The organism is Rhodovulum iodosum (assembly GCF_041020385.1).
Taxonomy (GTDB): Bacteria; Pseudomonadota; Alphaproteobacteria; order Rhodobacterales; family Rhodobacteraceae; genus Rhodovulum; species Rhodovulum iodosum.
The window spans coordinates 44,058-56,982 of record NZ_JBEHHI010000001.1 but is presented as its reverse complement, the minus strand read 5'-3'; the positions used below and the strand labels follow the sequence as shown (position 1 = coordinate 56,982).

General features: G+C 63.8%; 9 protein-coding genes. All 9 read left to right on the top strand.

What is annotated here, in order from left to right; translation table 11 throughout:
* The first annotated feature begins 3 nt into the window (after positions 1 to 3).
* The 9 genes from Ga0609869_RS00245 to Ga0609869_RS00205 all read left to right on the top strand — a co-directional run bounded on the left by Ga0609869_RS00245 (position 4) and on the right by Ga0609869_RS00205 (position 12,923).
* On the top strand, positions 4 to 2,682 hold the full coding sequence (locus Ga0609869_RS00245) for a nitrate/nitrite transporter (RefSeq protein WP_281273260.1): 2,679 nt from the start codon (positions 4 to 6) through the stop codon (positions 2,680 to 2,682).
* Between the two features lie 64 nt (positions 2,683 to 2,746).
* On the top strand, positions 2,747 to 6,505 hold the full coding sequence (locus Ga0609869_RS00240) for a nitrate reductase subunit alpha (protein ID WP_125403977.1): 3,759 nt from the start codon (positions 2,747 to 2,749) through the stop codon (positions 6,503 to 6,505).
* Positions 6,502 to 8,028, top strand: coding sequence for a nitrate reductase subunit beta (narH, locus tag Ga0609869_RS00235; protein ID WP_125403976.1), 1,527 nt, complete (start codon positions 6,502 to 6,504; stop codon positions 8,026 to 8,028). The genes Ga0609869_RS00240 and narH overlap by 4 nt, the downstream gene beginning before the upstream one ends.
* 2 nt (positions 8,029 to 8,030) lie before the next feature.
* Positions 8,031 to 8,732 carry a nitrate reductase molybdenum cofactor assembly chaperone gene (gene narJ, locus Ga0609869_RS00230; RefSeq protein ID WP_125404074.1) on the top strand — a complete coding sequence of 234 codons (702 nt, stop codon included), beginning with the start codon at positions 8,031 to 8,033 and terminating at the stop codon, positions 8,730 to 8,732.
* A gap of 1 nt (position 8,733) precedes the next feature.
* On the top strand, positions 8,734 to 9,519 hold the full coding sequence (gene narI, locus Ga0609869_RS00225) for a respiratory nitrate reductase subunit gamma (RefSeq protein ID WP_125403975.1): 786 nt from the start codon (positions 8,734 to 8,736) through the stop codon (positions 9,517 to 9,519).
* A gap of 5 nt (positions 9,520 to 9,524) precedes the next feature.
* Entirely contained in the window at positions 9,525 to 10,319 is a 795-nt protein-coding gene (locus Ga0609869_RS00220; RefSeq protein WP_125403974.1) for a peptidylprolyl isomerase, read from the top strand.
* Positions 10,320 to 10,339: 20 nt separating this feature from the next.
* Positions 10,340 to 10,909, top strand: coding sequence for a hemerythrin domain-containing protein (locus Ga0609869_RS00215; protein WP_125403973.1), 570 nt, complete (start codon positions 10,340 to 10,342; stop codon positions 10,907 to 10,909).
* Positions 10,899 to 11,111 (top strand): DUF2478 domain-containing protein, encoded by a 213-nt coding sequence (locus tag Ga0609869_RS00210; RefSeq protein ID WP_245972168.1) that lies wholly within the window; start codon positions 10,899 to 10,901, stop codon positions 11,109 to 11,111. The genes Ga0609869_RS00215 and Ga0609869_RS00210 overlap by 11 nt, the downstream gene beginning before the upstream one ends.
* Before the next feature lie 729 nt (positions 11,112 to 11,840).
* Positions 11,841 to 12,923 (top strand): universal stress protein, encoded by a 1,083-nt coding sequence (locus Ga0609869_RS00205; RefSeq protein ID WP_125403972.1) that lies wholly within the window; start codon positions 11,841 to 11,843, stop codon positions 12,921 to 12,923.
* Positions 12,924 to 12,925: the final 2 nt, after the last annotated feature.

Genomic DNA, 12,925 nt, shown 5'->3' with positions numbered 1-12,925 from the left:
GCCTTGAGCCTGAGTACGATCGCCTTCACCGCCTGTTTCGCGGTCTGGACGATATTCTCCATCATCGGTGTCGCCATCAAGGCCGAGCTTGGTCTGAATGACACCCAGTTCGGCCTGCTGGTTGCGACGCCGATCCTGACCGGTTCCATCACCCGCCTGTTTCTCGGCGTCTGGACCGAGAAATACGGCGGGCGGCTGGTATTTTCCAGCCAGATGATCCTGACCGCGCTTGCGACCTGGGCGCTGACACTGGCGGACAGCTATATCATGTACCTGATCGCAGCGCTGGGCATTGGCCTCGCGGGCGGGTCGTTCATCATCGGCGTGGCCTATGTCAGCCGCTGGTATGACGCGGGCCACCAGGGGACGGCGCTGGGTATCTTCGGCGCGGGCAACGTCGGTGCGGCGGTCACCAAGTTCGTGGCCCCCTTCGTCATGGTCGCCTATGGCTGGCATGGCGTGGCCCATGTCTGGGCAGCGGGCCTGGCAATCATCGGCGTGCTGTTCTTCCTTCTGGCCAAGGACGACCCCGAACTGGTCGAACGCCGCAAGACGGGCGCCGAGGCCCCTTCGCTGGCGCAGCAATTCGCACCGCTGAAGAACCTGCAGGTCTGGCGTTTTTCGCTCTATTACTTCTTCGTGTTCGGCGCGTTCGTCGCGCTGGCGCTCTGGTTGCCGCACTACCTGATCGACGTCTACGGCATCGACGTTCGCTTCGCCGGCATGGCGGCGGCTTCGTTCAGCCTGTCGGCTTCGCTGTTCCGCGCCTATGGCGGCGTGCTGTCGGACAAGTTCGGCGCGCGCCGGGTCATGTACTGGACCTTCGGCTTTTCGCTGCTGTTCCTGTTCATGCTGAGCTACCCGCCCACGGACTACGTCATCCAGAGCAAGGACGGCGCGATCTCGTTTTCGACCCAGATGGGTCTGTGGCCCTTCATCGTCACGCTCTTCGCGCTGGGCTTCTTCATGAGCCTGGGCAAGGCCGCGGTCTTCAAGCACATCCCGGTCTATTATCCGGGCCACGTGGGTGCGGTCGGCGGGCTTGTCGGCATGATCGGGGCACTTGGCGGGTTCGTCCTGCCAATCGCCTTCGGTGCGCTGCTGGACCTGACGGGCATCTATACATCGTGCTTTGCCCTGCTGTTCGGACTGGTCGCCATCGCGCTGAGCTGGATGCACCTGTCGATCCGGGCGATGGAGCGTGCGGCGCATGGCGAAGTGCTCGACCAGCTGCCGCAACTGCCCGAGATGGAGGACATCCATCACCCCGAACGCACGGCCATGCCGCGCGTGCTGGAGGACTGGCGGCCCGAGGACGCGCAATTCTGGGCCGAAAAGGGCCGCGCCGTCGCACGCCGCAACCTCTGGATCTCGATCCCGGCGCTGCTTCTGGCCTTCTCGGTCTGGATGGTGTGGTCGGTGGTCGTGGCGCGTCTGCCCGCCATCGGGTTCGACTTCACCTCAGGCCAGTTGTTCTGGCTGGCGGCCTTGCCCGGCCTGTCGGGCGCGACGCTGCGGATCTTCTACAGCTTCATGGTGCCGATATTCGGCGGGCGGCTCTGGACGACGCTGTCGACCGCCTCGCTGCTCTTGCCCGCGCTGGGCATCGGCTATGCGGTGCAGAACCCCGAGACGCCGTATCTGATATTCCTCGTCCTGGCACTTCTGTGCGGGTTCGGCGGCGGTAACTTTGCCTCATCGATGGCCAATATCGGTTACTTCTTCCCGAAGGCCGAAAAGGGCAACGCGCTGGCGCTGAACGCAGGCTTGGGCAACCTGGGCGTGTCGGTCATGCAGTTCCTCGTGCCCATCGTCATCACGGCGGGTGTGTTCGGGGCCATTGGCGGTGAGCCCGTGACCTTGTCCGACGGCGGCCAGCTTTGGATGCAGAATGCCGGCTTCGTCTGGGTGCCCTTCATTCTCGCTGCGACCATCGCGGCGTGGCTGGGCATGAACGATATCGCCGATGCGCGTGCCAGCTTGGCCAATCAGGCGGTGATCTTCGGACGCAAGCAGAATTGGCTGATGTGCATCCTTTATACTGGCACCTTCGGCAGCTTCATCGGTTATTCCGCAGGATTCCCGCTGCTGACGCGGCTCGCTTTTCCGGACGTGAACGCGCTGAGCTACGTGTTCCTCGGGCCGCTGGTGGGCGCGCTCAGCCGTGCCGGGACTGGCTGGGTCTCGGACAAGTTCGGCGGTGGTCGCGTGACCTTCTGGACCTTCGCGGCGATGATCGCGGCCACCTTTGGCGTGATCACCTTCCTCGGGCTCGGCTCCTTCGTCGGCTTCTTCGCCTGTTTCATGGCGCTCTTCTTCCTGACCGGTGTCGGCAACGCCTCCACCTTCCAGATGATCCCGGTCATCATGGGCCGCGAAGTACCGCGCCTGATGCCGCACTTGGGTGTAGAGGAACGCAAGCGGCAGATCGCGATGGAATCGGGCGCGATCGTGGCCTTCACCTCGGCCATCGCGGCTTACGGCGCCTTCTTCATCCCCAAGGCCTACGGGACATCGATCGCGATGACCGGGTCCGCCGTTGGGGCGCTCTGGGGCTTCCTGATCTTCTACGTGATCTGTGTCGTCATCACCTGGGCGGTCTACACGCGCGCCGGCGGCCTTCTCCACGACATCGAGCATGGGCGCACACCGCAAGGCACCGCAGCCCAGCCTGCACAATGACCCAACCGGTTTTCTGTGCGTCACAGATCGCCGCCCGGACCCAGACACCCGAAAGGACAGCCCAATGAGCCATCTGCTCGACAAACTGAACTTCTTCCAGAGCAAGGAACTGGAGCAATTCTCGGACGGTTGGGGTCAGACCACCCGCGAGAACCGCGACTGGGAGGACACCTACAGAAACCGCTGGCGACACGACAAGATCGTCCGTTCGACGCATGGGGTGAACTGCACCGGGTCGTGTTCCTGGAAGATCTACGTCAAGTCCGGGATCGTGAGCTGGGAGACGCAGCAGACCGATTACCCGCGCACCCGCGCGGGCCTGCCCAACCATGAGCCGCGCGGCTGCGCGCGGGGGGCGTCCTACAGCTGGTATCTCTATTCCGCGAACCGGGTGAAGAACCCGCTGATCCGGGGCGCCCTGATGCGCGCTTGGCGCAAGATGCGCGAGACGATGACGCCGGTCGCAGCCTGGGCCGCGATCCAGAACGATCCGATCCTGCGTACCTCGTATACCAAGACGCGTGGCAAGGGCGGGTTCGTGCGGGCAAGCTGGGACGAAGCGACCGAGATCGTCGCCGCCGCCAACGCCTACACCGCGAAAACCTACGGGCCCGACCGGGTGTTCGGCTTCTCGCCCATCCCGGCCATGTCGATGGTGAGCTACGCCGCCGGCTCGCGCTACCTGTCACTTCTGGGCGGCACCTGCATGTCCTTTTACGACTGGTATTGCGACCTGCCCCCCGCCTCGCCCCAAACCTGGGGCGAACAGACGGACGTGCCGGAATCGGCCGACTGGTACAATGCGGGCTTCCTGATGCTCTGGGGCTCGAACGTGCCGCAGACCCGCACGCCCGACGCCCATTTCTATACCGAGGTGCGCTATCGCGGCACCAAATCCGCCGTGGTCAGCCCCGACTATTCCGAGGCGGCCAAATTCGGCGATATCTGGCTGAACCCGCAGGCGGGCACCGATGCGGCGCTGGCGATGGCCATGGGCCACGTGATCCTGCGCGAATTCCACCTCGACCGGCAGGCCGAGTATTTCGAGGAGTATACTCGCAAGTACACGGACATGCCTATGCTGGTGCGTCTGGATGAAAGGGACGGGCACCTTGTGCCGGGCCGAATGCTGCGCGCTGACGACTTCGACGGCAAGCTGGGCGAGGCCAACAACCCCGACTGGAAGACCGTCGCCTATGACAAGGCCTCGGGCCAGATCGTGGCGCCCAACGGGTCCATCGGGTTCCGCTGGGGCGAAGAGGGCAAGTGGAATCTCGAAGAGCAGGCGAAAGGGACAGAGGCCAAGCTGCGACTAAGCCAGATCATGGACGAGGATCACGACGAGGTCGTGGGCGTCGACTTCCCCTATTTCGGTGGTGCGGCCACCGGCGATTTCGTCAGGTGCGACCACCCCGAGGTGCTGACCCGGAACATTCCGGCACGACGCGTGAAACTGGCCGATGGCAAGGAGGTTCTCGTTGCCACTGTGTTCGACCTGTTCTGCGCCAATTACGGTCTCGACCGGGGCCTTGGCGGTAACTGGGTGTCCAAGGACTTCAACGACGACAGCCCCTACACCCCAGCTTGGGCCGAAAAGATCACCGGCGTCGAGCGCGAGAAGATCGTCGCGGTCGCGCGGGAATTCGCGGGCAACGCCGAAAAGACCCATGGCAAGTCCATGGTCATACTCGGGGCCGGTCTGAACCACTGGTACCACATGGACATGAACTACCGCGGCATCATCAACATGCTGGTGATGTGCGGCTGCATCGGGCAGGAGGGCGGCGGCTGGTCGCATTACGTGGGACAGGAGAAACTGCGCCCGCAGACCGGCTGGCAGCCGCTGGCCTTCGCGCTCGACTGGAACCGTCCGCCGCGGCACATGAATTCGACCTCCTGCTGGTATGCCCACACCGACCAATGGCGCTACGAGACGCTGCGTGCAGGTGAGATCCTGTCGCCGACCGCGCCCGAGGGCGACTGGGACATTTCCCTGATCGACTACAACATCCGGGCCGAGCGCATGGGCTGGCTGCCGTCCGCCCCGCAGCTCAAGACAAATCCGCTCGAGGTGTCGAAACAGGCCAAGGCGGCCGGCAAGGAGATCAGGGATTTCGTTGCCGAACAGCTGAAGTCGGGCGATCTGGAAATGTCCTGCCAGGACCCGGACGCACCGGAAAACTGGCCGCGTAACCTGTTCGTCTGGCGCTCGAACCTGCTGGGGTCCAGCGGCAAGGGGCATGAATACTTCCTCAAGCACCTCTTGGGCACCGATCACGGCGTGATGGGCAAGGACCTGGGCGAGGAAGGCGGCGTGATGCCGAAGGAGGCCGTCTGGCATGACGAGGCGCCGAAGGGAAAGCTCGACCTGCTGGTCTGCATCGATTTCCGGATGTCCACAACGGCGGTCTATTCCGACATCGTTCTGCCGACCGCGTCCTGGTACGAAAAGGACGATCTCAACACCTCGGACATGCATCCCTTCATCCACCCGCTGCAGGCGGCGGTGGACCCGGCCTACGAAAGCAAGTCGGACTGGGAGATCTTCAAGTCGATCGCGGCCAAGTTCTCGGAAGTGGCACCCGAGGTACTGGATGTCGAGACCGACATCGTCCAGCTTCCGCTGCTGCATGACACGGCCGCGGAACTTGCGCAGGCCCATGTCAGGGACTGGAAGAAGGGCGAATGCGACCTGATCCCCGGCAAGACCGCGCCGAACTACATCGCGGTCGAGCGGGATTATCCCAACCTCTACAAGAAGTTCACGTCCGTGGGTCCGCTTCTCGAGAAACTCGGAAATGGCGGCAAGGGGATCAACTGGGATACCAAGGTCGAGGTGAAACACCTGCGCGACTTGAACGGCGTCGTTCAGGACGAGGGTGTTTCGAAGGGGCACGCGAAACTCGAAACCGCCATCGATGCGGCCGAGATGATCCTGATGCTTGCGCCCGAAACCAACGGCGAGGTGGCCGTGAAGGCGTGGGAGGAGTTGGAAAAACCCACCGGCCGCCATCATGCCCATCTGGCCGAGGGCGCGCACCACACCAAGATCCGCTTCCGCGATATCGCGGCGCAACCGCGCAAGATCATCTCGTCGCCGACTTGGTCGGGGATCGAGAGCGAGGAGGTCTGCTATAACGCGGGCTACACCAACGTCCACGAACTGATCCCGTGGCGCACCCTGACGGGTCGCCAGCAGCTCTACCAGGATCATGAATGGATGCGGGCCTTCGGCGAGGGTTTCGTCAGCTACCGCCCGCCGGTCGACCTCAAGACGATCACCGCGGCCGTCAACAACGACGCGGCAGAGGGCAACCCGCACGTTGTGCTGAACTTCATCACGCCGCACCAGAAATGGGGCATTCACAGCACCTATACCGACAACCTGCTGATGCTGACGCTGAACAGGGGCGGACCGGTGGTCTGGATGTCCGAGGTGGACGCGCAGAAGGCGGGCCTTGTCGATAACGACTGGGTCGAGGCCTACAACACCAACGGCGCGTTGACCGCGCGGGTGGTGGTATCTCAGCGGATCAAGCAGGGCACGTTGTTCATGTACCACGCCCAGGAAAAGATCGTGAACACCCCCGGCTCGGAAAAGACCGGCAATCGCGGCGGCATCCACAACTCGGTGACCCGCGCCACGCTGAAACCCACACACATGATCGGCGGCTATGCGCAGCTGTCCTACGGCTTCAACTACTACGGCACCGTGGGCAGCAACCGTGACGAGTTCGTGATCGTGCGGAAAATGCAGAAGATCGACTGGCTCGATGAACCTGCAAGCCGGTCCGCAACCCCGAAAGTGGAGGCAGCGGAATGAGAGTTCGCGCACAAATCGGCAAGGTTCTGAACCTCGACAAATGCATCGGGTGTCACACCTGCTCGGTCACCTGCAAGAACGTGTGGACGACGCGCGAAGGCGTCGAATACGCGTGGTTCAACAACGTCGAAACGAAGCCGGGCACAGGCTATCCGACGGATTGGGAGAACCAGAAACGGTGGAACGGCGGTTGGGCACGGTCGGCCAGCGGTAAACTGCACCCCAAGCAGGGGTCGAAGTGGCGGATCCTGGCGAACATCTTCGCCAACCCGTCGATGCCTGAGATAGACGACTACTACGAGCCGTTCGATTTCGACTATGACCACCTGAAATCGGCGCCCGACATGAACGCCTTTCCCAGCGCGCGACCCCGGTCCAAGATCACCGGCGAGCGGATGGAGAAGATCGAGAAGGGGCCGAACTGGGAAGAGATCCTGGGCGGCGAATTCGCCAAGCGGTCGCAGGATTACAACTTCGAGGACGTACAGAAGGAGATCTATGGAGAGTATGAAAATACCTTCATGATGTACCTGCCGCGGCTCTGCGAGCATTGTCTCAACCCGACCTGTTCGGCCTCCTGTCCCTCGGGCGCAATCTACAAGCGCGAGGAGGACGGGATCGTCCTGATCGACCAGGAGAAATGCCGCGGCTGGCGGATGTGCATCTCGGGCTGTCCTTACAAGAAGGTCTATTACAACTGGGACACCGGCAAATCCGAGAAATGCACCTTCTGCTATCCGCGCATCGAAAGCGGCCAGCCGACGGTCTGCTCGGAAACCTGCGTCGGCCGTATCCGCTATCTGGGCGTGATCCTTTATGACGCCGACAAGATCGAGGCGGCGGCCAGTGCCGAGCGCGAGACCGACCTCTACGGCGCGCAACTGGATGTGTTCCTCGATCCGAACGATCCCGAAGTGATCGCCGCGGCCCGCCGCGACGGTGTGCCCGAGGACTGGATCGAGGCGGCCAAGGTCAGCCCGGTCTGGAAGATGGCGATGGATTGGAAGGTCGCCTTCCCGCTGCATCCCGAATACCGGACGCTGCCGATGGTGTGGTACATCCCGCCGCTGTCGCCGATCCAGAACGCGGCCCAGGCGGGCCAGATCGCGATGAGCGACCAGATGCCCGATGTGCGGTCTCTGCGCATCCCCGTCAAATACCTCGCCAACATGCTGACGGCGGGCGACGAGGAGCCCATCGTTCACGCCCTCGAACGCATGTCCGCGATGCGGCTCTACATGCGGGCGCTCAGCGTGGACGGGGTCCGGGACGAGGCGATCGCCGCCCGGGTCGGCATGTCGGGCCGGGTGATCGAGGACATGTACAAGATCATGGCCATCGCCGATTACGAGGACCGCTTCGCGATCCCCACGGCACACCGAGAACAGAACGAGCATGGCGCCGACATACGTGGCGGCTGCGGCTTTACCGATGGCAACGGCTGTTCCACCGGCGAGGCCGGCAAGACCACCCTGTTCGGCGGCAAGAAAAAGAAATTCGCGCTTCCGCAGGAGACATTCTGATGATGGACCGCACACTCAAGGCCCTGTCGCTGATCCTGAGTTATCCCTCGCGGGAATGGCAGCAGGCGATGTCCGAAATCGGGGGCGTCATCGACGCGGATCTCCGTATCGCCGCCGACACACGGGCTGCGCTGCGCACGCTGGCCGATGGCTTCGCAAAAGCGGACCTCTACGACCTGCAGGAAAGCTATGTGATGCTCTTCGACCGGTCGCGGACTCTGTCGCTCAATCTCTTCGAGCACGTTCATGGCGAGAGCCGTGACCGGGGTGGCGCGATGGTCAACCTGATCGAGACCTACCGGGCGGGCAGGTTCGAACCCGTCACCTCGGAACTGCCGGACCACCTGCCGGTGCTGCTGGAATTCCTGTCGACGCGTCCCTTCGCGGAAGCGCAGGAAACCTTGGCGGACGCGGCACATATCCTTGACGCTCTCGCTGCCCGGCTTGGGCGGCGCGACAGCGGATATGCTGCTGCGTTCGCCGCCCTTTTGCAGCTCTCCGGAACCCGCGCCGACGCCGAAGCGGTGGCCGACATGCTGGCCCAGCCGGATGATGACCCGACCGACCTCGTGGCGCTCGACGCCGTCTGGGAGGAAACCGAGGTTACCTTCGGCTCCGATCCGAACGCAGGTTGCCCGCAAGTCCGCGACATGCTCGCGGCGATGGACGAACCGACCCCGAAACCATTGAATAGGAGCGCATGAGATGTTCGGCGACTTCGACATCAACTTCGTCATCTTCGGGGTCATGCCCTATGTCGCGCTGACGATCTTCCTCGTGGGGTCGATCGTGCGCTATGAACGGGACCCCTTTACCTGGAAGAGTTCTTCGAGCCAGCTCTTGCGCCGCAAACAGCTGATCTGGGGCTCGATCCTGTTCCACGTCGGTATCCTGACCGTGTTCTTCGGCCACCTCGTCGGCCTGTTCACGCCGGTCTGGGCGCTAGATGCCATCGGCATTCCCTATGCGCTCAAGCAGTGGATGGCAGTCCTGATCGGCGGCCCGGCGGGCATCGCGGCCCTGATCGGATCGACCATGCTTCTCCACCGCCGCCTTGTCGATCCACGCATCCGGGTGACATCGACGTTCGGCGATATCCTGATCATGGTCCTGATCTGGCTGCAGCTGGCCATCGGCCTTCTGACGATCACCCAGACGCTTCAGCACATGGACGGGTCGGAAATGGTCCGCTTCATGACCTGGTCGCAGAGTGTGGTCAGCTGGAACATCAACGCCTGGGTCACGGTGGTTGACGTGCACTGGCTCTACAAGCTGCACATCTTCCTGGGCCTGATCATAACGGCGCTGTTTCCGTTCACGCGGCTCGTGCACATCTGGTCGGGCTTTGCCGCTCCGTTCCGCTACCTGCTGACGCGGCCCGGCTACCAGATCGTGCGCTCGCGCCGGCATCGTCCGATCGAAGAACGCCGCCGCGACTTCGACACGCTGCAGGCCAAGCGCGGTCCCACCGCCACAACGCCAGCGGAGTAAGCCAGATGAACATGGCCCTTTTCCCCGATGTCGTCGTGAACGGTGAAACCATCCCCTCGGTGGCAATCGCCGCCGAGGCCCAGAACCACACCGGCCCCAAGGACAAGCCCGGCATCGCCTGGCGCAAGGCGGCGCAGGCGCTGGCCATCCGCGCGCTACTGCTGCAGGAGGCGAAGCGACGCGGGCTGACGCCCGACCCGCTGGAACTGGCGCCGAACCGCTTCGAGACCGAGGACGAAGCCCTGATCCGCGCCCTTCTGGATGAAGCGCTGGCAATCGCGCCTGTCGCGGAGGACGCGGTGCGTGCGGAATGGGAAAATGACCCCGACCGCTACCGCTCGGCGCCGCTGTGGGATGTCTCGCATATCCTGTGTGCCTGCGATCCGCGCGACGACGCTGAGCGTGGGTTGGCCGAGGCGCGGGCCGTTGCCCTGCTGGCGCGGCTTGACGGTGACGCCAAGGGGTTCGCCGCCGCCGCCCGTGAAAGCGATTGCGGCTCCAAGGCGTCCGGCGGGCATCTGGGCCAACTTGGTCCGGGTGACACCGTGCCCGAGTTCGAGGCGGCGCTGCGAACCCTGACCGAGGGCGGCATCAGCCCCGCACCCGTTCTCTCTCGGCACGGCTGGCACATCATCCGCCTCAACGCCACCGCGCCGGATCAGATTCTGCCATATGAAACCGTCCGCCCCAAGATCGCGCAGGCCCTCGAAAAGGCGGCCTGGGCAAGGGCCTCACGGGAATTCGTCGAAACCCTGGCTCAAGGCGCGCAGATCACCGGCGCAAGCCTTGCGCCGATCTGAACCACGCGAAAGGACGTGTCATGCAACCGTCAGGGCCAGTGCTGCGTGGCAGCGGTGGCAAACCGACAAGCCCGAGCCTGCTCGCAAATCCTCTGGATTTCATCAGCGAAGACCACGTGCGCGAACGTCAGATCTGCGCAGTGATCGACGGGCTGGCAACGGCGGACGCTCTCGATCGCCAAGCAGCAACAACGGTGCTGCGCTTTCTGAACGAGGAACTGAATGTCCACCTGCGCGACGAGGCAGAGGATCTGTTCCCGCTACTTGCCCGGCGTTGCACGGTAGAGGATGCGATCGAGGGTGCGATCGACCGGATCAGGGCCGATCAGGATGAGGCGATGCGTCTGCTGCCTGACGTGCGTGCGATTCTGGCTGGTTGCCTCGATACGGGGGCCGATCTGACCGCCAAGGAGCGCGCAGCGTTGTCTGGGTTTGCGGGGCATGTGCGCCGCCACCTCGTCGCCGAAAACGCGATCCTCTTGCCGATTGCGCGCGCCAGGCTGACTCGGGCCGATCTGCGGACCCTGTCGAAACACATGCGGTCAAGACGCGGGCTGCCAGATGTCCCGGAGACGACCGATGCTGAATGATCTTCCGGCACGCAACGTTGCCTGCCGCCTCGATCCCGCGGCGCTCGAAACGGCTGTCGGACTGGTCGCGGCCGGCCTGTCATCCGGTGCGGACCTGTTGATCGTCAACAAGTTTGGCAAGCACGAAGCCGCGGGACGGGGGTTCCGCTACGTGGTCGCCGAGGCGGTCGCGATGGATACCTCGCACATATCGGTTATATGAAGGCCGATGAGGTCGCCAAAGGTCTGGAGGCGGGATAGGGACGTGCCTGTAGGCCCCAGCCCCTGATCGACCCGGGTCTCCGCTCGGGCAGGGCCCAACGAGGGGCGTCGTCGCGGCTTCGGGGCGTCTCGCTCGTGTGAGCCACCCTTTCGTCTGATCTGGACGCAGGTCAGGCACCGGAGGGAGGTTTGGTGATGGAGGCCGTTTTCGTGTACGGCTCATGTGTGCAATGAGTCGTCGTAGAGGGGCAAACTCGGGGATACTGGGGCGTAGTCCAGCGTGAGCCACATCCGCCGCCATCGATTTGAAGATACACAAAAAAACGTAAATAAACCAGAATTCTAGATTGTCTGCGGCCCCTATGATGGATGGTGGCGATTCAGGCGTGATTTTAATGCGTTGCGTGATGTCGTGTGCAGCACATGTTCATGTTTGGATCGCGCAATGTCGTGTCGGGGCGTGTTGCTGTCGGTTCCGCATGGATGGAGGGCCGCGGTCCGGTCCGGAAACCTCTGCTGTCCAGACAGACACCCGGATTTACGGCGCCTCGGAGTCGCTTGTTGATTGATCGCAATCAAGACACAATCGGCCTTATCGTGTATAATTGTTTTGATGGGGGCCGGCTCGCAGAGGGGCCGACAATGCTCACCGTGACGATGTGTTCGCGCCGGCCGGGGAATCAGGGGCGTGGGCATTCGTTTCCACTTCACAACCGGGAGGAGGTCAGTGATGGCCAGCATGCATGGGATGACAATTGTAAACATCGCGACGAGCCCGGACAGCGCCAGCACCGGGACCGGCGGGATTGCAGCGCCGGATGGGCAGCGCACGGCGGGGTTTTCGAACGTGCTTGCCTGCGTCGACGGCTCGCCCCATGCGACAGAGGTGTTGGCCTGGGCGATCGCAATCGCCCGCCAGATGCACGCATCCTTGCAGGCGCTCCGCGTTCTCGACCTGCCGCAGGAGAGTGCCGCGCCCCAGGACCCGGTCGCATGGGACCTCAGGCGGCGGAAGGCGCAGAGCCGGCTCGATGATCTGCTCGACGAGGCCGGCGCCGGCGAGATCGGAGAGGCCGGGTGCGAGGTCGTCATGGGGCGGTTGCACGAAAGGCTTCAGGCGGTTCTCGCCAATGGCACCGTGGACCTCTGCGTGATCGGCTCGGTGGGCGAATCCGCGCATGCCGACCACCCGATCGGCGACACCGCGCGGCGCATCGTCGAGACGGCCGGATGCTCGGTGCTCATCGTGCCCCCGGGGTTGGCGGGCGACACCGGCCGGCTCGCCCCCGATGTGCGCCGGTTGCTGGTGCCGCTCGACTGCTCGAGAAGGGCCGAGACCGCGCTGTCCGCCGCAATCGCGATTGCCGACGCATTCGGCTCGGAGGTCATCTTGGCACATGCGGTGCCCGAGCCCGCGATCACCGAGATCGGCCCACCGGAAGAGGCGGGAGTCGCGCTGCGCGGCAAATGTGCCGAACACAACCGCAAGGCCGCCGAGCGATACATGAGCCGGCTGCATGCCCGGATGGCGATGGAGCGCCGACCGATCCGAACGCTGATCTTGAGCGGCGCCGACCCGCGCCACCGGCTGCTGACCGCTGCGGCCGACGAGGCGCCTGACATGGTCGTCCTCGCGGCGAAAGGGGTGGGCGGCTATGCTGACCAAGCGATTGGCAGCGTGGCCGAGTTCCTCGTCACCCATCTCGGCAAGCCGACCCTGATCGTCCGGCCTGAAACCGGCCGCAAGCCGTCCTCCGCCGCCGCGACCACCGCCGCCAGCCACAGCGGGAACCCGATCCGCGGCCGGGCCTGAGC

Coding starts and splice junctions, on each gene's coding strand:
- Ga0609869_RS00240 (WP_125403977.1), top strand. CDS start 2,747: ATGAGCCATCTGCTCGACAAACTGAACTTCTTCCAGAGCAAGGAACTG.
- narH (WP_125403976.1), top strand. CDS start 6,502: ATGAGAGTTCGCGCACAAATCGGCAAGGTTCTGAACCTCGACAAATGC.
- narJ (WP_125404074.1), top strand. CDS start 8,031: ATGGACCGCACACTCAAGGCCCTGTCGCTGATCCTGAGTTATCCCTCG.
- narI (WP_125403975.1), top strand. CDS start 8,734: ATGTTCGGCGACTTCGACATCAACTTCGTCATCTTCGGGGTCATGCCC.
- Ga0609869_RS00220 (WP_125403974.1), top strand. CDS start 9,525: ATGAACATGGCCCTTTTCCCCGATGTCGTCGTGAACGGTGAAACCATC.
- Ga0609869_RS00215 (WP_125403973.1), top strand. CDS start 10,340: ATGCAACCGTCAGGGCCAGTGCTGCGTGGCAGCGGTGGCAAACCGACA.
- Ga0609869_RS00210 (WP_245972168.1), top strand. CDS start 10,899: ATGCTGAATGATCTTCCGGCACGCAACGTTGCCTGCCGCCTCGATCCC.
- Ga0609869_RS00205 (WP_125403972.1), top strand. CDS start 11,841: ATGGCCAGCATGCATGGGATGACAATTGTAAACATCGCGACGAGCCCG.